This is a genomic window from Micromonospora sp. MP36, assembly GCF_008119785.1.
Classification (GTDB): Bacteria; Actinomycetota; Actinomycetes; order Mycobacteriales; family Micromonosporaceae; genus Micromonospora.
The window spans coordinates 1-20,237 of record NZ_VSFA01000026.1 but is presented as its reverse complement, the minus strand read 5'-3'; the positions used below and the strand labels follow the sequence as shown (position 1 = coordinate 20,237).

Genomic DNA, 20,237 nt, shown 5'->3' with positions numbered 1-20,237 from the left:
CCCAGCCTCGGCTCGACGCGGGTGACCGATCAAGGCGACCGCCGTTCGGGTCCGTTCGGGCTTGTTCAGGCCGGTCGCGGCTGTCGTACGCGTAGTCCGGCCGCAACACGTCGCGCCTGGCCGGTCCCGGCCGCTGACCCCCGGTTCATCCCGGCGTACCCGCAGATCCCCCGCACCCCGGCGAGGCGCGACCCTTGATCGGCCCCTTGTGGACCGGCATCGGTCGTTCGGGTGACTCGGCCATCCACCGGCCCGTGCGTGACGGGGGGTGTAGCCGTTTCGTGACCTGGTGAGGGCGGCGGACATGAGGCACTATGGCGTTCACTGACGCGCAGCTCAAGCCCGGATTGGTACGTGAGTCATGCCCCTGTCTCGTCGCGTGGTCATTTCCGCCGTGGCCGCTACGGTCGTCGTCGGCTCGGGGGTGGGCGTCGCCCTCTGGGCGAACCGTGACGACCCGTCGTATCGCCCGCCGAGCGCGCACGTGGTGCAGCCGGGAGCGCCGGGCCAACCGGGCAGGTCGCTGTCCGGCAACGACCTGTCGCAGGTCTCGCCGCCCGGGTTCACCGCGGCGGACAGCCTGTTCATCCAGGGGATGATCCCGCACCACGCGCAGGCTCTGGAGATGACGGCGCTCCTGGAGGGGCGGACGACCAACCCGGACGTGACCCTGCTCGCGAAGCGGATCGACGTGTCGCAGCGGGACGAGATCGCGCGGATGCAGCGGTGGCTCGCGGAGCGGAACGTGCCGAGCAGCGGACCGAACGCGCACGCCAGCCACGACAAGCTCATGCCGGGGATGCTCACCGCCGAGCAGTTCGACCAGCTCAAGCAGGCGCGCGGCGCGGAGTTCGACCGGCTGTTCCTCACCTTCATGATCCGTCACCATCAGGGCGCGCTGGCCATGGTGGAGGAACTCTACGCCACCGGCGGTGGACTCGAGCCGGCGAGCGACCAGTTCGCTCGTGAGGTCAACGCCGACCAGGGCATCGAGATCCAGCGGATGCAGGAGATGCTGGCCAAGATGGGCTGACCCCGCCCGGCTTAGGCAGAAACGGTGAAGGGCACCTCGGCTCGGGAGGTTCGAGCCGAGGTGCCCTTCGATCAGGGACGGATTACAGCGATCCGGCCAGGTCCAGGATCGCCTGCTTCAGCTTCTGCTGCTCCGAAGCGGTCAGCTTGCCGGCGATCTCCTGCAACTGGGACACCGCGGCGTCCCGCTGACCGTTGGCGGAGAACCGCTCGGCCCGCTGCAGGAACATGTCGACCTGGGACTTCAGCGGGTGACCGAGGGCGTCGGCGCGGACGAGCTGGTCGTAGTGGGCACGCGCCACCGCGAAGCTCGGCGTCCAGTTGACCTTCGGCTGGCCCTGGGCGTTGAACTGGCCGAGCTGCACCTCGGAGGCAGCCTGGATCTCCGCCTTCGACAGGTGCTCGCTGGGCGTCAGCTTGAACGTGTCGAAGCCGCGGGCGATCTCGTTGCCGAAGAGGTTGCCGTTGTACCAGTACGCCGACCAGAACCCGCCGAGCACGAGCCGGTCCGGGCTGACCGGACCCCGGTCGAAGAACGCGATCTCGTGCGGGTTCTTCGAGTCGGTGAAGTCGAACACCGAGATGCCGCCCTGGTACCAGGCCTGCATCATGATGTCGCGACCCGGCACCGGGATCAGCGACCCGTTGTGCGCCACGCAGTTCTCCTGCAGCGTCTGCGGAACCGGCAGCTTGTAGTAGCTGGCGAACTTCATCTTCCGGTCGACGATGTCGAAGATGGCGTTGGCGCCCCACTCCGGCTGGTCGGTGTCCCGGCAGCGGGCACCGCTACCGCCGCCCCACTCGTCGGTGAAGATCACCTTGGTGCCGTCGTTGTTGAACGTGGCCGAGTGCCAGTACGCGAAGTTCGGGTCGGCGACCTCGTCGATCCGGCGCGGGTTGGCCGGGTCCGAGATGTCGATGAGGATTCCGTTGCCCTGGCAGGCACCGGCGGCCAGCCCGATCTCCGGGTACGCGGTGATGTCGTGGCAGGCGTTGGTGTTCGGCGTCGGCGACCAGGTGCTGCCGGACGGGTGCCGGGGGGTCTGCGGCCCGTTCTGCAGTCCGTCGATCCGGCCCGTCTCCGGGTCCTGGAACAGCCGCGGCTGGTTCACGACGGCGGCCTGCTCGGGCGCCGCCAGCGGCACCTTGATGACGTCGATCCGCCACCGCGACGGGTTCTCACCGTCCGCGGCGTTGTTGTTGCAACCCTCCATCGTCGTCGCCGGCCGCACCGAGGTGGTGCCGGAGACGTAGATGTAGATGTTGTTGGGGTCCTTGGGGTCGGTCACCACGGTGTGCGTGTGCGAGCCGCGGCAGAGCTGAACGCCCGCGACCTGCACCGGGTTGCGCACGTCGCTGATGTCGAAGATCCGGACGCCCTGGAACCGGGTGCCGACGCTGGCGTTGGTGCCACAGTCGACCCGCCCGCGCGACTCCTCCACCGACATGAAGACCAGGTTGCCGTAGGCGGAGAGGTCGCCCTGCCCGCCGGGGCACACCACGCTGGTGACCACGGTCGGGTCGGTGGGCTTGGAGACGTCGATGATGTTGAACCCGTTGTAGTTGCCCGACAACGCGTACTTGCCGCTGAAGGCGAGGTCCGAGTTGTAGAACCCGCCGTTACCCGGGTTCGTCGGGTCGACGAAACCCGCCGGCTTGTCGCTGTGCGACACGTGCTCGAGGTTGCTGATCGCCGACTGCGCGTCGAGCCAGCCGGCGCCGAGTCCGATGCGTGGATCGGGTTCCGCCGCCGACGCCGTGCCGGGCACGGCGGCGGCCATGAGCAGCCCCGCGGCCATCAGGCCGAGTGCCTGCCGGCCTCTGCGTGATCTAGTAGTTGGTTGGTGTGTCATGTGCCGCCTTCCGATCGAAGGACTGACGCGAGGTCCGAATGGTGGAAGGACGCGTCGTGTGAGTAAGGACCGTACCGGCGATCGGTCGTTGGTCAAGAAGGCCGCGCGAGGTATGCACATATTTGCGAAGGCAACTTGGACTCTTTATCTCCGCGTGATCCTGCAGGTCACGACAGGCGTAGGACCTGCCGGTCCAATCTTTCGCCAGTCGTCGGATGATCGGCCTGTGGAGGGCACCGTAGCGTCGATGCGATTCACCTCGCACGGGTTTGGTTACTGAACGTGACTGTCGGGCGGGTGCCGTGGATGGGCGCGGCGGGCCGCCCGGGTGGCGGTGGTGGATCGGTGCTCCGTGCTGTCTTTTCCAACCCCCGAAAGGAGCTACGGTGCCTGTGCATTCGCGTCCGTCCCGTGGTCGTCGCAGCGCTGCGTTGTTGCTGTCCACGACTCTGGTCGCGTCGGTGACGACGTTGGCTTCGGGACCGGCTTGGGCTGAGCCTGATGGGGCCGGTCCGAGGAATCCGATCTTCCTGACCGGCCCGAACGAGGGCGCACCGAACGACATCGCGCTGTCCTATCTGCGGGCGCATCCGGGCGACTACGGTGTGGCCGCCGCCGATCTGTCCGATCTGGCGGTGGCGTCGAGTTACACGAGTCGCCACAACGGGGTCACGCATGTGAACCTGGCGCAGCGGTACCAGGATTTGGACGTGTTCGGGGCGACGGCGACGGTGAGCGTCGCCCGGGACGGCAGTGTCGTCTTCGTCGGTGACAGTCTGGTGTCCGGCCTGTCGGACAAGGCCGCCGGCGCGGCGTCGTTGGACGCGGTGGAGGCGGTGCAGGCCGCCGCGGACGCGTTGGAGTTGGCGGAGCCGGCCAGTCCGAAGGTGATGAGCCGCAGCGCCGGCGCGGCGCAGCGCACGGTGGTGTCCGGTAGTGGGATCTCGGATCAGCCGATCCCGGCGAAGCTGGGTTGGCAGCCCACCGATGACGGGCTGCGCCTGGCGTGGCAGTTGGTCATCGACGACTCCTCCGACACCCACCTGTGGAACGCCAGCATCGACGCCCAGACCGGCAAACTGCTCAACGCCGACGACTGGACCACCCACGAGAACGCGGAAGAGATCGCCAGCAACCTCGGCCGCACCGCGACCTCGAAGCCCCAGCTCCAGGACGCGAACCCCAGCACGCCGAACCCGGTCCAGGACGGGTCGAGCTACCGGGTGTTCAACGCCCCCAAGGAGAGCCCGAACGACGGCCCCCGGACCCTGGTCACCAACCCGGCGGATGGAACCGCGTCGCCGCACGGCTGGCACGACACCGACGGCGCCCCGGGCGCCGAGCACACCATCACCCAGGGCAACAACGTCCACGCCTACCAGGACCAGGACAACAACAACGCCGCCGACCTCGGCAGCAGCCCGGACGGCGGAGCGAACCTGAACTTCGACTTCCCGCTGGACCTGGGCGAGCACGCGCAGAACTACCGGGACGCGGCGACCGCCAACCTCTTCTACTGGAACAACATTATCCACGACGTCACCTACCAGTACGGCTTCGACGAGGCGTCCGGCAACTTCCAGGCCAACAACTACGGCCGGGGCGGTGCGGGCACCGACTACGTCCGCGCCGAGGCGGCCGACGGCGGCGGCACCAACAACGCGAACTTCTCCACGCCGGCGGTTGACGGCGTGGGCACGCCGCGGATGCAGATGTACCTGTGGCCGGGCACCCAGTTCGGCAGCCCCAACCAGGTCGTCGTGGACGGTGTCGGCTCGTTCGACGCGTCGTGGTCGCGGTTCACCCCGGCGCCCACCGCGGCCGGCCTGGCCGGACACCAGTTCGTCTACGCCGGCACCGGCTGCACCGCGGCCGCGTACCCCGCCACGCTGCCCTCCGGCGGCTGGATCAGCGTGGTCGACGGTGGCACCACCGCCTGCACCTACCTGCAGCGCGCCCAGGTCGCCCAGGCCGCCGGCGCCAAGGCCCTCGTCGTCGCCCACAACGCGACCGGCTCCGCGCCGGTGCTCACCGGGTCCATGACCACGGCGCCGGTCACCATCCCGGCGGTCGCCGTGACCCAGACCGACGGGGCCACCATCAAGGCCGCCATCGCCGGCGGCACCGCCACCGGCTCGGTGCGTAAACACCCGAACCACCCCGGCATCCGGGACGGCGACCTCGACGCCGGTGTCATCATCCACGAGTACACCCACGGCATCTCGAACCGGCTCACCGGCGGCCCGACCGTCAACTGCCTCACCGGGCAGGAGCAGATGGGTGAGGGCTGGAGCGACTACGTCGCGCTCACCCTGCTGCTCGACCCCAAGTTCGACACCGCCGACGGGCAGCGCGGCATGGGCCCGTACGTGCTGTTCCAGGACGACCGGCACGGCGGCGGCATCCGCCCGCGCCCGTACTCGCGGAACATGGACATCCAGCCGTTCACCTACGACAGCATCAAGACCGGCGGCTGGCTCAACGGCACCTCCCTCGCCGCCCCGCACGGCATCGGCCACGGCTGGACCTCCGTGCTGTGGGACATGATGTGGAACCTGATCGACCGGCACGGGTTCAACCCGAACATCTACGAATCGTGGAACACCGGCGGCAACAACCTCGCCCTGCAGCTGGTCATCGACGGGCTGAAGCTACAGGGTTGCGGCCCGGGCTTCGTGACCGCCCGCAACGCGATCATCGCCGCCGACGCCGCCCTCACCGGCGGGGAGAACGCCTGCATCATCTGGGGTTCGTTCGCCCGTCGTGGTCTGGGCTACAGCGCCGTGCAGGGCACGACCGCCCGGGACGACAACACCGAGGCGTTCGACACCCACCCGTCCTGCCGGGGTGACTTCGTCGGCCGCTCGGCGCAGCCGGCGCTGAACACCGTGATCGCCGGTGACGCGGTGCCGATGAAGTTCAAGCTCGCCGCCGACCGCGGGCTGGACATCCTCGCCTCCGGGTCGCCGTACTCGCGGCTGGTCGACTGCGACACCCTCAAGACCGTCAACCCCGGCGGGGCGACCACCCCGCGGCCGACCCCGGTCGCGGCCCGCAACCCCGGCGGATCCTCGATGTCGGTCAGCACGCCCGGTCAGTACAACTACCCGTGGAAGACCGACCCCGCCTGGGCCGGCACGTGCCGCGAGTTCGTCCTGACCCTCGACAACGGATTCCAGTACCGCGCCTACTTCAAGTTCACCAGCTGAACCGGTAGCACCCCCGAAACCGGAGGGAGCGTCCCTGGTCGGGACGCTCCCTCCGGCCTGTGCACCGACCTCAGGGGCGCTCGAAGGCGTGGGTCGCCACGCCGCGCCCCGTCTCCAGCGCGTCGAGCAGCATCGGAAGCGACCGGTGCAGCTCCCGCTGCCAGTACGGCCAGCTGTGGCTGCCCGGGCCGTAGAAGTCGGTCGTCACGGAGACACCCTGCTCGCGTAGCTGCTCGACGAAGTCGACGTTCTCCTGGTGGATCAGCGCCTCCAGGCTGTCGGTCCGGCCCGGCGCGTCGAACGGCCCGCCCGCGGTGCCGTCACCGGTGGCCACGAACAGCGCCGTGTGCCGCAGCCGCTTGACCAGGTAGTACGGGTCGTGGTCCTGCCAGACGTCCCGCTGCGCCACCGGATCGCCCCAGAGCGCGTACGGGTCCAACCCGGTGCGCCCGAAGAACGGCAACCAGTACGACGCGTCCCGCAGCGGATGCACCACCCCGCTGAAGGACGCCGCCGCCCGGAACATCCCCGGGTTACGGGCCGCGTACGACATCGCCCCGAAGCCGCCCATCGACAGGCCCGCCACCACCCGCTTCGGGCCCGCGCCGTAGCCGCGCTCGATGATCTGGCGTACCTCGCTCAGGTGGAACGTCTCCCAGGCCGGGGCGCCGCCGCGGCCGCCGTTCCACCAGTCGCTGTACCAGCCGGCGGCGCCGGCTTCCGGCATGACGACCAGCACGTCCCTGAGCTCCGGGATGCTGGCGACGTCGGTGGAGCGGGTCCAGCTGACGTACGAGTCGCAGCAGCCGTGCAGCAGGTAGAGCACGGGCCAGTGGTCCCCGCGCGCCCGCTGCTCCCACCCGTCCGGCGTCAGCAGGCGTACGTTGGCGGCCCGGCCGAGCGCCGGCGACTGGATCGTGAGATCGACCAGGCGCGGGCCGGCGATCGTCTCCTGTGACACGTACGCGCCGTCAGAGGCCTGGGCGGGTGCGGATGCGGCGGCCGGGGTCGCCGGCGCGGACAGTCCGGCCAACGCGAGCCCGGCCGCGACGGCGATGCCGAGGGCGAATGGTCTACTCATCACTCCTCCTCCTGACCGTGACAGGTCGAACCCGATCGTTCCCTGTCGATGACACGGGGCGAAGCGATTCGCTGCGGACGAGCGGTCGGCGAGCAGGCGGGAGCGGTGACCGGCCGCTGTCGCGCGACGAGTGGCTTCGGCGCGGCGGGGCAGAGCGCACCGCACCGGCTCCTTCCTGGGCGACTCGTCAGGCGCGAGCGGGGCGGCCGGGGCCGGGCTGTGCGGCCGGGACGGCGACCCGCGCCGCCAGTTTCTTGGGCGCCAGCAGGCAGTAGCTCTCGGTGAGCAGCTCGCCGACCTCGTCCCAGTCGGTCTCTCCGTCGACGACCATGCCGAGAACGTCAGCGCCCCAGTCGGGCTTGAAGAACGGATCGCCGTGGGCGACGAGCGCGTGCACCTCGTCCACCGGCGACCGGAAGATCAGGACGCAGACGGGCTCGTCGGTGCCGGCCGCGCGGGCGTACGCCATCTGATGGTCGGGGTCGACGGTGAGCACGTGGGCGAAGGTCCGCGTGCGGATGCGCCAGCGGACGCCGACCCAGGCCGGCTCCTCGTAGGTCTCCGGCAGCCCGAGGCAGATGGGCCGCAGCCGGTCGAGAAGTTCGGGCGGTACGTCTCCAGGGCTGGTCACGGACGACACGCTAGCCCGACCCTCCGACATTTCCGCCGGCTGTCGCCGCGCTGACTCGCCGGGGACTCAGGCTGGCGCCTGGCCGGGTGCGGGTCGGCCTTGCTGAATGCCGGTGAGAAGCCAGCCCAGGCCGTGGTTGAAGTTGTCGAGCATCTCCGCGGCGCTCGGCTGGTGCTCGGTGCCGGTTCCCGGTGGCAGGCGACTCGTGAACGCGGCGAAGCCGATCGTGTAGACGATCAGAACTCGAAGTGCCTCGGATGCGGCCGGTTCGGAGACGTCCGCCCGACGCAGGAGTGCGGTCGTGATGTCCCCGAGGCGATGTGCGTTGGGGCCGTGAGCGCCCTGACAGCTCAGGTAGTGCGGCACGAGGTCGGGGTGGGTCAGGAGCACGGTGTAGGTCGAGGCCATGAGCTGGTGCAGACCGGCGACCGGGTCGTCGATGTCGGCTGCGGGCACCTCGACGTCAGCGAGCACGTCGTCGAGCAGGTAGTCGATCAAGGCGGTCTTGTTCGCCACGTGGCTGTAGAGGGCGTTCGGGGCGACGTCGAGCCGGCTGGCCAACGTGCGCATCGTCAAGGCCGCCAAGCCGCGTTCGGTCACCAGCTCGCGGGCCGCGCCGAGCACCGCCGTACGGGTGAGACCGGCTCGGTGGCCAGGAGTGCGTCCACGTTCCACGACCACTACTGTACGGTGTCCAATACGAATTGGACGCCGTACAGCTGAAGGGCGGGCAATGAGCATCCCTGGTCTGATCGAGCAGACGGTGCCGGTGAACGGGGCGGGTGTGCACGTCGTGCATGGCGGTGCCGGGCATCCGGTGCTGCTGCTCCACGGCTTTCCGCAGACCCATCTGGCATGGCGGCAGGTGGCCGCGTCGCTGGCGGAGGACTTCCGGGTGGTCTGCGCCGACCTGCCCGGCTACGGTGCCAGCGACCCGCCCGCCGGAGGCGACAGCCCCGCCGACTACGCCAAGCGGGCCACGGCCGAGACGATGGTCGCGATGATGCGCTCCCTCGGTCACGAACAGTTCAGCGTCGTCGGCCACGACCGGGGAGCCCTGGTCGCCTTCCGGGCGGCACTCGACCACCCCGAGGTCATCAAGCATCTCGCGGTGTTGGACGTGATCCCCACGGTCGACAACTGGGCCGCGCTCCATGGCGCCGGCGGGGTGTTCGCGTTCCACCTGTACCTCCTCGCCCAGCCATCCGACCTGCCCGAGCGGATGATCACCGCCGACCCGGACACGTTCTTCGGGCACTTCCTGGACACCTGGACGGCCACGCCGGACGCGTTCCCCGCCGACATCCGGTCCGCCTACCTGGCCGCGGCCCGCACGCCACGAGCGATCCACGCCATCTGTCAGGACTACCGCGCCAGCGCGTTCGTCGACACCGAGCACGACCGGACCGACCGCGACGCGGGCCGCCGGCTGACGATGCCGGTCCTGGCGATGTGGCAGGATCCCGGCGACACCGTGCTGCCGTTCGACCCCCAGCAGGTGTGGGCACGTTGGGCGTCCGACCTGCGCACCCACGTCCTGCCCTGCGGGCACTTTCTCCCGGAAGAGCGTCCCGATGAGGTCACCGCCGCTGTTCGCGCCCTCATCGCCGGGTGAACCCCGGCAGGCACATGTCGCGTCCGGGCCGCGCTGACGTGGCGCGCCCGGGCTAGCGCGTCGACGGGCGGCTGTCCAGTTCGGCGAGCAGCCGCTTGGGCGCTACCGCCCGGTACGCCTCCTCGCACGCCTCCGCCACCTCGGCCCGGTCCAGGTCCTGGTCCAGCCGCACCCCGATCCAGCCACGGTGCCCCACGTAGGGCGGCCGGAAATAGACCCGCGGGTTGGCGGCCATGAGTTCCTGCTGGGCGCCGGGTGGCGCGGCGCACCACAGGTGGGGGAAGTCGTTGTCATGGTGCCCGTCGGGCCACAGCATGACGAAGGACTTCTTGTCGCGGATGAACCAGGTCGGCGCGCCGTGGCTGGGGCGTTCGGTCACCTCCGGGAAGGCCGAGCAGATCTGGCGGATCTCGTCCAGCAGGCGTTCGTCATCCATGGCCACGTCGCCTCCCGGACGGTCGGATCGGGTGCTTCAGCCTACGAGACTATGGTTAGCGCCATGATCCTTCGCCATGTCACCGTCGACTGCGCGGAGCCGTACGCGCTTGCGACGTTCTGGAGCGAGGTCACCGGATGGCCGGTGTCGGATCTGGACGAGCCGGGCGACGCCGAGGTCCTCATCGAAGCGCCCTCACCCGTCCCCGGCCTCCTGTTCATCCGGGTGCCCGAGGGCAAGACGGCGAAAAATCGGATTCACTTCGACTGGATGCCGACCGAGCGGACCCGCGACGACGAGGTGGAGCGCATCGTCGCCCTCGGTGCGAAGATCTACGAGGACCACCGCACCGCCGACGGGCGCGGCTGGGTCACTCTGCTCGATCCCGAGGGCAACGAGTTCTGCATCGAGCGGGGCGAGGCCGAGCGCGGCAGCTAGTTGCTGACCGGCCGGCAGCATGCCGGCTGCCCGCCGTTCCTGGCAATGATCATCCGGCGTCGCTCCTCACATCGCCTGGCACGGCGCTCGGTGGGTCACACCGTCCCGACGGGGCGCTGGTGGGCTCCGGTGATGTCGGTACCGGTGAGGTAGGGCGTGGAGCCGGTGACGAACAGTCGGTAGCCGTCGTGGTAGCCGACGTACGAGCCGCGCTGGTAGTAGGTGACGCGCAGCGTGAGCCGGGTGCCGGCGGCGACCTGGACCTGGATCGTGTCGGCCAGTTCGACGGAATCGGACGTGGCGAGCACCCGCCCGGTGTCGTCGGTCAACTGGAGGTCGAAGTCGTCGACCAGGGCGCTGCCACGGGCCGCGCCGGTCGGGTAGTTCAGCTGGTTGCTCGCGGCGGTGGCCACGTAGCCGGACAGCGTCGCGAGGTCGTAGCGCATCCACATCGGGACGATGTTGACAGTGACCCACTGGGTGCTGGTGGAGGTGAACCGGTATTCGACGCTGCCGCCCGGCGCCAGGTAGCTCCGCTCGACCAAGAACGAGGTGTCGTTGCCGTACCCGAGGGTCCGGGCGTACTCGTCGCGGTAGAGCTCGTACAGCTCGTAGCGGCGGGTGGCGGAGCCGTACGGCACATCCACGGCGCGGCGTACGTTCCCGCCGCTGTCGACGTACGCCCCGTCGGAGGTCCGGCGGAACCCGTGCGCGCCGGTCGGGCCGAGCGGGCCCAACGGGCCGAGCGGGCCCAGCGGTCCGACGGGCCCCAGCACACCCCAGACACCCCCGGCCTGAAGTTGCTTGCTGAAGTCGCCGAGGGCGGGCAGCGTCTCAGCGTATGCGTGCGGGGAGAGCGGGCCGGTGGGGCCGAGCGGTCCCCAGTCGCTCATCGGCCCGTTGTGCCAGCCGAGCATGCTGGCCCAGTCGTCCCAGCACGTGCCGGTGATCCACGTGGACGGATTCCAGACGGTGTTGCCGACGGGACCGGCGACTCCGAGTGGCCCCCAGGGGCCGACCAGCCCGTAGTGGCCGAGCGGGCCCATCGGTTTGAGGTAGTCGGCGGCTTGCAACGGGTCGCCCGGGTAGGTGGTGCGCACCGCGGGGCTGACCGTGGACAGGTCGCCGTGCAGCGCCTCCACCGGGGCCGCCGCCACGTATCTGGGAGCGTCGGCTTGGGCGGGCGCAGCCGCCGTCACGACAGCTGTCGCGGCCGCGAGCGCGGCGGTCAGGTAGCGCCATCGGGGGGTCCTCGCCGCGAGTGCTGATCGCATGGACGTCGTACTCCTCTTCCGGTGCGGATGTCGACGACCCATTGTGGAGAGTGCCGCGGACACGGCTACGGCGGACCCGACGTAGTGTGAGCTATCCGCCACCGGGCGTGGCAGGGGTCAATCGCCGAAGCGGCGCCACGCGTCGTCGGCCACCGCGTTGACACTGCCGCCGGCGGTGACGAGGTCTGCGGCGGTGAACCGTTCCGTTTCGCCCGCGCGCCAGCGGACGGCTCGGTGGGCGAGATCGGCGTATTCGGGGAGCAGTTGCGCGAGGTAGTCGCCCGCCGCGGCCTTCGAGATGATGTCACCGTGGGCGAGGGTGTAGTGCAGCCGTGCGGGTCCGAGCGCGAACCAGGCGACGATTCCGGCGTCCACGACCGCGTCAGGGCCTACCCCGGCCAGCTTCGCCGGGAACGTCGCGACGAGCGACTGCCAGTACTCGCGCAGGTTGTCGAGGTTGTAGCGGCGCAGCTGCTCCGGGTCGACTCGTACGCCCAACTCGGCGACGGCCGGGCCGCGAACCGGGATGCCGTACCGCTGCAGGGTCAGCCACAGCACCGGCGTGAGCTCACCGCAGGGTTTGTCGGTGGTGAACTCGCCGTTGACGACGAACGGCACGGCGCGCCGGTCGGCCGGCCAGGACTGCGCCAACGCGGGCTCCAGGTAGACGCCGTCGAAATGGGGTGACCGGGGCAGGTCGGCGTGGATCGCCGCGAGCTGGGCGAGGTCGGCGCCGCTGGCTGGCCGCGCGGTCATGATCACCACGTCGACGTCACTGGCACCGGCCTGCCAGGCACCGAGCGCGGCGGAGCCGACGACGTAGAGGCTCCGCACGTAGCCGGGCAGCGCCCGGTCGACCGCCTGAAGGTAGCTCCGCGTCAGCTCCTCGATCACACACGTGACCGTAGCGGTGCCGCACGGGCCGGTGGTGCGCGCACCGCGACGCGGGGAAGGTCGCGGCCCGCTATCCGAGCGGCAGGTACGCGTCGCCGAGCGAGGCGTTGGGCGCCGCGCTCACCGACGCCGTCTGGGTCCGATCCACCCTGGGCACCGCTGCCGCGTTGGCCCGCCACGCCCCGACGTACGTGTCTGAGTTCGGCGAGGGGCGGGCACCGTTCTTCGTCGGGGCGAACCCGCCCAGCTTTCCGCTCGGCGCCTTCCACACCGCGGAACTGCCGTACCTGTCCACCGTCGGCTACGCCGAGCCGCTGTCCGGCCCCCAGCAGGCGCTCGGCGAGCAGATGATCGCCTACTGGGCGCGGTTCGCGTACACCGGCGACCCGACGGCTCCCGGCGCGCCGAGCTGGGCTCGGTACGACGGCCGGCACGTGCTGTCCCTGACCCCGGAGGCCGTCCGGCCCCTCGACGCCAAGGCCGCCCACACTACGACTTCTGGCAGTCGCTGGACGGCTGATGATCGCGGGGTCGGCGCCGATCGCGCCGGCCCCGCGCCACCCGCGCGACGGCGCCGCGCTGCGGCGGCTCAGCGCAGCAGCACCGGTCCGGCGTCGATCGGGATGCGGAACAGGGCGTACGGCTTGCGCCGCAGGTCCTGTCCGCGCTGGTACTTCGCCTGCCGGTGCAGCTGGTTCGCGGTGACGTACAGGTGGCGGTCGGTGGCCACGGACATCGTGTCGGGCCAGAGCAGCCGCGGGTCGTGCGCCACGGTCTCGAACTCGCCGTCCGGCCGGCGGCGCAGCACCGCGTTGTGCTCGTACGAGGTCAGGTACAACCGCCCGGCGTCGTCGGTCTCCAGGCCGTCGGCGCCGCCGCCCTTGTCGCCCTCGTCCACCACGGTCGCAGCGACGTCGGCGTCGGTGCGGGACCGGTCGGTCAGGGCGTCGGTGGCCACGCTGTACCAGCGGCGGGAGGCGAGCGGGCAGTAGTGCAGGCGGGAACCGTCGGCGGAGATGGCGATGCCGTCGGAACCCATGGCGACCGGCTTGGGGGCTCCGTCGGCGGGCCGCTCCACGAACGGCCGTCCCTCCACGATCGGCCGGAAGGTGTGCAGCGGTTCGGCCTTGGTGGTCGGGTGGTCGTGCAGGCGCCGCCAGGAGGCGCCGCTGGCGAGGTCGACGACGATGATCCCGTTGGGGCCGGAGTCGGAGGAGTCGGTGATGTAGGCGACGCCGGCGTCGCCGCGGCGCAGGTCGAAGCGGACGTCGTTGAGGTACGTCGAGGGCAGTGCCACGTCGGTCGGGAAGGTGATCACCTGCGCGACCGTGTCGGTGTCCAGGTCGATCCGGACCAGCTTGGGCCCGCCGGGGCTGGTGGGCTGGAACATGGGGCTGCCGGTGTCGAGCACCCAGAGCCGGTCGGCCGGGTCCACGACGATGCTCTGCACCGACACGAACGCGTTCGCGTCGTCGTTGCCCGACGGGTTGTTCCACGCCTGGTCGGGGAAGGGCACCTCCTGGCCGTCGCGCAGCTCCACCAGGGTGGCCGGCACCTCGTCGCCCCACTTCGGGAAGTTGACGAAGATGCGCCCGGTGTGCGAGACGCTGATCCCGGTGGGCATGGGTCCGGTGAAGGAGTGCACCAGTTCCAGCTCACCGAGCGGCTCGTCACCCGGCAGCGTCATGCCCCGTCACCCCGCCGGACCGTTGGATGATGCGTCGGTCCCATGCTCCGCCTCCTGATCATCGCTCGCGGGCGGTCGGCGGTGGTCGGCTAAGTCCTTCTCCCCGCTGCCGGCGGTCGCCCTGCGATTTGTCGGCCGGCTGAACAGTAAAGCGGCAGGTGCGGCCCTCGCGGGAGTTTCGGATTTTGCCCGGGGCGCCGGTCCCGAGGACGCCCGCAACCGGGCGAGACGGACCTGGGGTCGCGTCTCAGGTCCGTGCGAACCTGCCCTCCGGACGTCACACTGGCCGGGTGCGGAGTGAAAGATGGTCAGGTACGCCGCGTTGGGTTCGAGCCGTCGTCACCGCTGCCGCCTGCGTTTTCGCGTACGGCGGAGTCGTCCACCTGATCGACCTTTTCGGCGGCAGGGGAGATCCACTCGCGTCAACCCCCACTTGGCTGGCGCTCTACTTCACGTCCCTCACGGTGTTGGATCCGCTTGCGTCGCTTCTGCTGGTGCTGCGTCGTGTCGAAGGGCTGCTGCTCGGCTGCGTCGTCCTCGCGACCGACGCCGTCGCGAACTGGTATGCCAACTACCTGCTGGACCCCACAGAAGGAATCACCGCAGGGAGGTTCGGGCAGGCGCTCATCGCCGTGCTCGCGCTCACACTGATCGCGACAGCCCCACGCGTCGCCCCGTGGCTCCGAACCGCGCCACAATCTATGTAGAGCAGCTCATCATCGACTTCGCTTGCCAGTGGCTGCACCACGTCATCGCGCGGCGACATCCATTGCGGTTGCTCTGCTGCCGCGTAGGGACCTGTCCTCCGTCGATCGACACGGGGCGCCGACCGTGACCGGCTCGATCAGTAGAGCAGGTAGGGCCGGCGCTGCCGGTCGAAGGCGGCCAGCTCGTCGGCCCAGGCGCCGACCACGTCGTCCACGTCGGCGCCCGCGTCGATCATCGTGCGCAGCCGGGGCGACCCGGTGAGCTTGTCGATCCAGTACGGCCGCTGCGCGTCCCACGCGTCCTGCCGCCAGGCAAACGCCGGATACTTGCGTGCCTCCACCAGCAGCGCCACCCCGGTGCGGATCGGGTCGTAGGCGCTTCGGTCCACGACCTTCACCTCAACGCCGGCGCAGAGCTTGTTGAGCAGCGCCGGCTTCTGGCCGGCCGCGGTCGGCGAGAAGTACGCCTCCCGGAACTGCACTCCCGGCAGGTCACGGGCGTTGAGGCGATCACCCCAGTGGTAGTCGAAGTCGGTGGCGAGCCCGCCGATCAGCTCGAACGGACGGCAGGTGCCCCGGCCTTCGGTGATCGACGCGACGCCTTCGAAGAGGCAGGTGCCGGGGTAGACGAGCGCCGTGTCGGTAGTGGGCATGTTGGGGCTGGGCATGACCCAGGGCAGGTTGGTGTCGGCCGCCACCAGGTCCCGCTTCCAGTGCCGGCACTGCACCACCTGCAGCTCGACCGGCCCTCCCACCTCGGCGGGCAGGAACTCGGCGTTGAAGAAGCGAGCCAGTTCACCGACGGTCATGCCGTGCTGTTGAACGATCTCCTTGAGCCCGACACCGGAGGTGTAGCCGGCGGTCATCATCGGGCCGTACGCCCGGCCGCCGATCGGGTTGGGCCGGTCGAGCACGACGTACCGCTTGCCGACCCGAGCCGCGGCGAGCATCGACGTGTACATCGTCCAGATGTAGGTGTAGAAGCGCGCGCCCACGTCCTGGATGTCGAACACCACGGTGTCCATCCCGGACTGGGTGAACATCGTCTCCCACTTGGCCTGGGAGGCGCCGTACGCGTCATAGACCGTGATGCCGGTCCGCGCGTCGGTGCCGGTGCCCTCGCTGCCGCCGGCCTGGGCCGAGCCGCGGAATCCGTGCTCGGGGCCGAACGCGGCGACCACGTCGACCTGGCCCGAGGCGTGCATCAGGTCGACCAGGTGCCGGTAGGCGGAGTCGACGCCGGTCGGGTTGGAGATCACTGCCACCCGCTGCCCGCGCAGCTCGGCGAAGCCGGAGCGCACCAGCACGTCCAGGCCGGTCTCGATCCGACGAATCCCCGGGTCGGCGCTGCCGGGGGAGCTGGCCAGGGTGCCGGCGAGGGTGCCCCCGGCGACCGCCCCGGCTCCGGTGAGGAAGGTCCTGCGCTCCATCGCGTGCCTCCAAGCAGCTGAGTTCATCGAAACTTAGCTACAGCCCGATGGTCAGTCAAGGAAGGATACCTACGAGCCTTCGCCGCGCTGGCCTGCCTCGGCGGCTGCGGGTGTGCACCTGACACCGGCGGAGGTGGCTCGACGACCTAACATGCCGGGCAATGATGTTCATGTTTCGCTCCCTGCGGCTACGCCGCGCCGCCCGAAGGCACTTCGGCTGGCAGCAGCTGCGCCCGGCGCAACTACGCGCGATGCGGGCGCTCCTGGCCGGCCGTGACGCGCTCGTCGTCCTGCCCACCGGCGGCGGAAAGTCGGCCGTATACCAGGTTCCGGCCACGCTGCTGCGCGGTCCCACGGTGGTGATCTCACCGCTGCTGGCACTGCAGCAGGACCAGATCGGCAACCTCAACGAGCGCGGCGATCCGGCGTTGCGTGCGGTTCGGATCAGCTCCGCGGAGAGCCCGCGCAAGCAGGCCGCCGCGATGGCCGAGCTGCGCTCGGGTGCCGCGACGTTCCTGTTCATCACACCGGAGCAGCTCAGCTCGCCGGAGCGGCTGGCCGAGGTCCGCGCGCTGCGTCCGGCGCTGGTGGCGGTGGACGAGGCGCACTGCATCTCGTCGTGGGGGCACGACTTCCGCCCCGACTACCTGACCATCGGTCACCTCATCCGAGAGTTGGGGCGACCGCCGGTGGTGGCGTTGACCGCCACCGCGTCGCCCCCGGTGCGCGACGACATCACCGCACGGCTCGGCATGCGCAAGCCGCGGCTGGTTCTGGGCGGGTTGGACCGGCTGAACCTCTTCGTGGCCGCCACGCACTGTCCCAGCGAGGACCACCGCTGGCGTAAGCTGCTCGGCTTCCTCAAGGAGGCCGACCGACCTGGCATCGTGTACGTGCCGACCCGGCGTGCCGCCGAGGAACTCGCCGAACGGCTGTCCGACGTCGGTTTCCCCGCCGAGGCGTACCACGGGGGCATGGCGGCGGGAGTGCGGCACCGCCGCCACGAGGACTTCCTCGCCGACCGGGTCTCGATCATGGTCGCCACGTCGGCGTTCGGCATGGGCATCGACAAGCCCAACATCCGCTGGGTGGCACACGTGGCGCTGCCCGACTCACCCGACAGCTACCTGCAGGAAATCGGCCGGGCGGGGCGGGACGGGATGCCGGCCCGGGCGCTGCTGCTCCACCGGCCCGAGGACGTCGCCCTGCAACGCTTCTTCACCGGCGGCGCGCCCGACCTGGGAGAGTTGCGCGCGGTCGCGGCCGCCCTGCACCGGGGCCCACTGACGCGCACCGCGCTGGCCAAGGAGACCGGCCTGGGCCCGCGGAAGGTGGCCAGTCACCTCAGTCTGTTGGAGCAGGTCGGCGCGGTGGCAACCGGACCCAGGGGAGAGCTGACTGTCGCTCGGTATGCGCCCCTGCCGGATGAGGCGGCGCGGCAGGCGCTGGCCGAGTACGCCCGCTACCAGGCCGGGCAGCGGTCCCGCACCGACATGATGCGCCGCTTCGCGGAGAGCGCCGGCTGCCGGATGCAGTCGTTGCTGGGCTACTTCGGCGAGCAGTTGAGCCTGCCCTGCGGGCATTGCGACAACTGCGACGGCGGCACGTCCGAGGTGATCCCGGACGACGGCCCGTACCCGCTGCACAGCACGGTGCGGCACGCCAAGTGGGGACCAGGCGTGGTCCTCGGCTACGAGAACGACCGGATGACCGTGCTCTTCGACGACGTCGGCTACAAGACCCTGTCGGTTGCCGTCGTGCAGACCCAGGGCCTGCTGGCGCTCGAGGCGAACCGCCGCTGAGGGGAACGAGCCGTCCACGCCGCTGGGCGGGCGGAAACGGTCGCTTGGCCGACAGTATTGCCGGCGGTTGATGACGTCCGTCCACTTGCCAGTCAGTACCACCTTCGATACACAATGGGCAGTGGGCTGAGCGCGCCGGAGCGACGACCAGAGTGATCCGCCGACACCGATGGAGGGCCATCCATGGCGTTGACGCCGGCAGCTGGCAGCGGCTGCGGCGCGTCGTCTACCCCACCGCCACCGACCCGGTCCGACAGGCCGGCAAACTCCCAGGTCGAGTGGGACAGCTTCGATCCCCAGGCGTACGTCCGGCACAACTACTCGGCACTGCGTGACGACGACCGGGAAATTCTCGGCCGTACCAGAGACTTCTTCGCCGACGCGGAACTGTCCGACGTGCGCTGCGTCGACGTGGGGTCGGGGGCAAATCTCTATCCGGCGCTGTCGCTCCTGCCGTTCGCGCACAGCATGGACCTGTGTGAGTGGTCGACGCCGAACGTCAGCTGGCTGCGCACGCAGATCGACCACTACGACGAGCTCTGGGACCCGTACTGGCGGGTGTGCGCGGAGCACCCGACGTACGCGGCGCTGGCCGATCCGCGGATCCGGCTGGCGCAGGTGGGCCGGGTACGCCAGACCAGCGTCTTCGACCTGCCGAAGCATGCCTGGGACGCGGGCACCATGTTCTTCGTGGCCTGCTCGATCTCGGCCGACCCGGCGGAGTCCCAGCACGCCATCGGCCGGTTTCTCGGCGCCCTGCGGCCGGGGGCGCCCTTTGCCGTGGCGTTCATGCTCGGTTCCCGCGGCTACCACGTCGGCCAGCGCTGGTTCCCCGCCGTGGCACTGCAGCGCGCCGACGTGGTGGCGAGCATCGCGGCCGGCGCCTACGACCTGGACCTCCACGAGGTGCGGCCCACGCCGCCACTGCGGGACGGGTACCTGAGCATGCTGCTGGCCACCGGCCGTACCCGTGCCTAGCGACCAAAGCTAGGGCGACGGGCCCTGCCAGATTGTTGCGTGACGGCGGCGACCGGCTGGCGAGGCACTTCGTCACGGCGTCGGCACCTCGAACTGCCGACGCCGTGACGGCATACCGACCGGGCGGATTCACTGCCGGCGGCACGGACCCACCTGGCGCGGGGCGGTTTCAGCCGTCGCGCCCGGCACCGCGATCGGGTGCGCTCATGTCCCCCGTCCCGGGCGTGCCGTCGGCGAGCCCGTAGCGCAGGTACACGGTGCCCTTCGGATTGGCCACCGGCGGTTCGAGGAGTGTGACGTTCGTGGGCACCGCGCCACCGTCGAACACCTTCTTCCCGACGCCGAGCACGATCGGGTGCACCCAGAGGTCGAGACGGTCGAAGAGCTTCTCGCGCAGGAGGGTCTGCACCAGGTTCAGGCTCCCGACGACCTTCACGTGCTCGTGCCGGTCACGGATCTCGCGCACCGCGCCGGCCAGATCCGGGCCGAGCTGCGTGGACCCGGCCCACGAGAGGTCGGGCCTGCCGCGGGAGGCCACGTACTTCGGGACGCTGTTGAAGAGCGTGGCGATCTCGTTGTCCTGGCCGCCCTCCTGATGCGGCCAGTAGGCGGCGAAGATGTCATACGTCCGCCGGCCGAGCAGGAGGGCGTCCGTGCCCTCGTACGCGGCACCGACCTGCGCCGCTGCCACCTCGTCCAGCAGGGGCGCCTGCCAGCCGCCGAACGGGAACCCCACCGGGTCCTCGTCGGGGCCGCCGGGTGCCTGCCCGACGAGGTCGAGGGTTGCGAACAGCTCGATGTGGATGAGGCCCATGCCCTACTCCCGATGAGTTGGTTGTCTCGGTCGGGAGGTAGACCTATGGGCGCCGGCAGACTCATCGCCGCGACGGCACCCAGCTTCCTACTCGTCGACCGATCTACGGCGGTGGCAGCAGGGGCCGGACATCACCGTTGCGCCGCGCCGGACTCGAGGTCGAGCAGTGCGAGTTCGGCGCGGGTCGGCAGACCTTCCCAGTCACCGGCGGCCGCTACGGCGAACGCTCCGCAGGCGACCGCGCGCTCGAGGCGGGCGGCGGCGGGGGGGTTTTCGCGCGGCGCCGCCAGCAGCCCCCCCCCCCAAGCGGCCCCCGCGCCCGGCGGGGCGGGGCCCCCCCCCGGGGGCGCCGGGCC

General features: G+C 70.4%; 17 protein-coding genes and 1 pseudogene. 8 read left to right on the top strand and 10 right to left on the bottom strand.

The window, feature by feature from the left end; translation table 11 throughout:
• Nucleotides 1-394 precede the first annotated feature (394 nt).
• Nucleotides 395-1,033, top strand: a complete 639-nt coding sequence (locus FXF52_RS19005; protein ID WP_187413581.1) for a DUF305 domain-containing protein — start codon at nucleotides 395-397, stop codon at nucleotides 1,031-1,033.
• Between the two features lie 82 nt (nucleotides 1,034-1,115).
• On the opposite strand, the gene FXF52_RS19000 is transcribed toward FXF52_RS19005, so the two are convergent.
• On the bottom strand, nucleotides 1,116-2,831 hold the full coding sequence (locus FXF52_RS19000) for an LVIVD repeat-containing protein (protein ID WP_255472104.1): 1,716 nt from the start codon (nucleotides 2,829-2,831) through the stop codon (nucleotides 1,116-1,118).
• A gap of 515 nt (nucleotides 2,832-3,346) precedes the next feature.
• Here FXF52_RS19000 and FXF52_RS18995 point away from each other — a divergent pair.
• A complete protein-coding gene (locus FXF52_RS18995; RefSeq protein ID WP_255472102.1) occupies nucleotides 3,347-6,094 on the top strand; it encodes a M36 family metallopeptidase in 2,748 nt (915 codons plus the stop codon).
• 70 nt (nucleotides 6,095-6,164) lie between these two features.
• Here the strand turns inward: FXF52_RS18995 and FXF52_RS18990 are convergent, their stop codons facing one another.
• The 3 genes from FXF52_RS18990 to FXF52_RS18980 all read right to left on the bottom strand — a co-directional run bounded on the left by FXF52_RS18990 (nucleotide 6,165) and on the right by FXF52_RS18980 (nucleotide 8,481).
• Complete coding sequence (locus FXF52_RS18990) at nucleotides 6,165-7,175, bottom strand: alpha/beta hydrolase family protein (protein WP_148798399.1); 1,011 nt, start codon at nucleotides 7,173-7,175, stop codon at nucleotides 6,165-6,167.
• A 187-nt stretch (nucleotides 7,176-7,362) separates the two neighbouring features.
• On the bottom strand, nucleotides 7,363-7,806 hold the full coding sequence (locus FXF52_RS18985) for an MmcQ/YjbR family DNA-binding protein (protein WP_148798397.1): 444 nt from the start codon (nucleotides 7,804-7,806) through the stop codon (nucleotides 7,363-7,365).
• Between the two features lie 66 nt (nucleotides 7,807-7,872).
• Complete coding sequence (locus tag FXF52_RS18980; RefSeq protein WP_187413580.1) at nucleotides 7,873-8,481, bottom strand: TetR/AcrR family transcriptional regulator; 609 nt, start codon at nucleotides 8,479-8,481, stop codon at nucleotides 7,873-7,875.
• A gap of 58 nt (nucleotides 8,482-8,539) precedes the next feature.
• On the opposite strand from FXF52_RS18980, the gene FXF52_RS18975 reads away from it, so the two are divergent.
• On the top strand, nucleotides 8,540-9,421 hold the full coding sequence (locus tag FXF52_RS18975; RefSeq protein ID WP_148798392.1) for an alpha/beta fold hydrolase: 882 nt from the start codon (nucleotides 8,540-8,542) through the stop codon (nucleotides 9,419-9,421).
• 52 nt (nucleotides 9,422-9,473) lie between these two features.
• Here the strand turns inward: FXF52_RS18975 and FXF52_RS18970 are convergent, their stop codons facing one another.
• Nucleotides 9,474-9,857 (bottom strand): MmcQ/YjbR family DNA-binding protein, encoded by a 384-nt coding sequence (locus FXF52_RS18970; RefSeq protein ID WP_148798390.1) that lies wholly within the window; start codon nucleotides 9,855-9,857, stop codon nucleotides 9,474-9,476.
• Between the two features lie 63 nt (nucleotides 9,858-9,920).
• Between FXF52_RS18970 and FXF52_RS18965 the strand changes: the two genes are divergently transcribed.
• Entirely contained in the window at nucleotides 9,921-10,295 is a 375-nt protein-coding gene (locus tag FXF52_RS18965; RefSeq protein WP_148798388.1) for a VOC family protein, read from the top strand.
• A gap of 95 nt (nucleotides 10,296-10,390) precedes the next feature.
• On the opposite strand, the gene FXF52_RS18960 is transcribed toward FXF52_RS18965, so the two are convergent.
• Complete coding sequence (locus tag FXF52_RS18960) at nucleotides 10,391-11,569, bottom strand: hypothetical protein (protein ID WP_148798386.1); 1,179 nt, start codon at nucleotides 11,567-11,569, stop codon at nucleotides 10,391-10,393.
• Nucleotides 11,570-11,686: 117 nt separating this feature from the next.
• Nucleotides 11,687-12,463 carry an aminoglycoside adenylyltransferase domain-containing protein gene (locus FXF52_RS18955; protein WP_148798384.1) on the bottom strand — a complete coding sequence of 259 codons (777 nt, stop codon included), beginning with the start codon at nucleotides 12,461-12,463 and terminating at the stop codon, nucleotides 11,687-11,689.
• 107 nt (nucleotides 12,464-12,570) lie between these two features.
• Between FXF52_RS18955 and FXF52_RS44085 the strand changes: the two are divergent.
• Nucleotides 12,571-12,855 (top strand): annotated as a pseudogene (locus FXF52_RS44085) (carboxylesterase family protein); the annotation flags it as partial.
• 197 nt (nucleotides 12,856-13,052) lie between these two features.
• Here the strand turns inward: FXF52_RS44085 and FXF52_RS18945 are convergent.
• The gene (locus tag FXF52_RS18945) at nucleotides 13,053-14,150 is read right to left on the bottom strand and encodes an L-dopachrome tautomerase-related protein (RefSeq protein WP_148798382.1); all 1,098 of its coding nucleotides are present in this window, start codon (nucleotides 14,148-14,150) and stop codon (nucleotides 13,053-13,055) included.
• A gap of 290 nt (nucleotides 14,151-14,440) precedes the next feature.
• Here FXF52_RS18945 and FXF52_RS18940 point away from each other — a divergent pair, with 290 nt between their 5' ends.
• Entirely contained in the window at nucleotides 14,441-14,857 is a 417-nt protein-coding gene (locus FXF52_RS18940; RefSeq protein WP_148798380.1) for a hypothetical protein, read from the top strand.
• Nucleotides 14,858-14,994: 137 nt separating this feature from the next.
• Here FXF52_RS18940 and FXF52_RS18935 read toward each other — a convergent pair whose 3' ends face one another.
• A complete protein-coding gene (locus FXF52_RS18935; protein WP_148798378.1) occupies nucleotides 14,995-16,287 on the bottom strand; it encodes an exo-beta-N-acetylmuramidase NamZ domain-containing protein in 1,293 nt (430 codons plus the stop codon).
• 161 nt (nucleotides 16,288-16,448) lie between these two features.
• Here FXF52_RS18935 and FXF52_RS18930 point away from each other — a divergent pair, with 161 nt between their 5' ends.
• Nucleotides 16,449-18,089, top strand: a complete 1,641-nt coding sequence (locus tag FXF52_RS18930) for a RecQ family ATP-dependent DNA helicase (RefSeq protein ID WP_148798376.1) — start codon at nucleotides 16,449-16,451, stop codon at nucleotides 18,087-18,089.
• Nucleotides 18,090-18,272: 183 nt separating this feature from the next.
• A complete protein-coding gene (locus FXF52_RS18925) occupies nucleotides 18,273-19,067 on the top strand; it encodes an SCO2525 family SAM-dependent methyltransferase (protein ID WP_148798372.1) in 795 nt (264 codons plus the stop codon).
• Nucleotides 19,068-19,236: 169 nt separating this feature from the next.
• Here FXF52_RS18925 and FXF52_RS18920 read toward each other — a convergent pair whose 3' ends face one another.
• Nucleotides 19,237-19,881, bottom strand: a complete 645-nt coding sequence (locus FXF52_RS18920) for a dihydrofolate reductase family protein (protein ID WP_148798371.1) — start codon at nucleotides 19,879-19,881, stop codon at nucleotides 19,237-19,239.
• Nucleotides 19,882-20,237 lie beyond the last annotated feature (356 nt).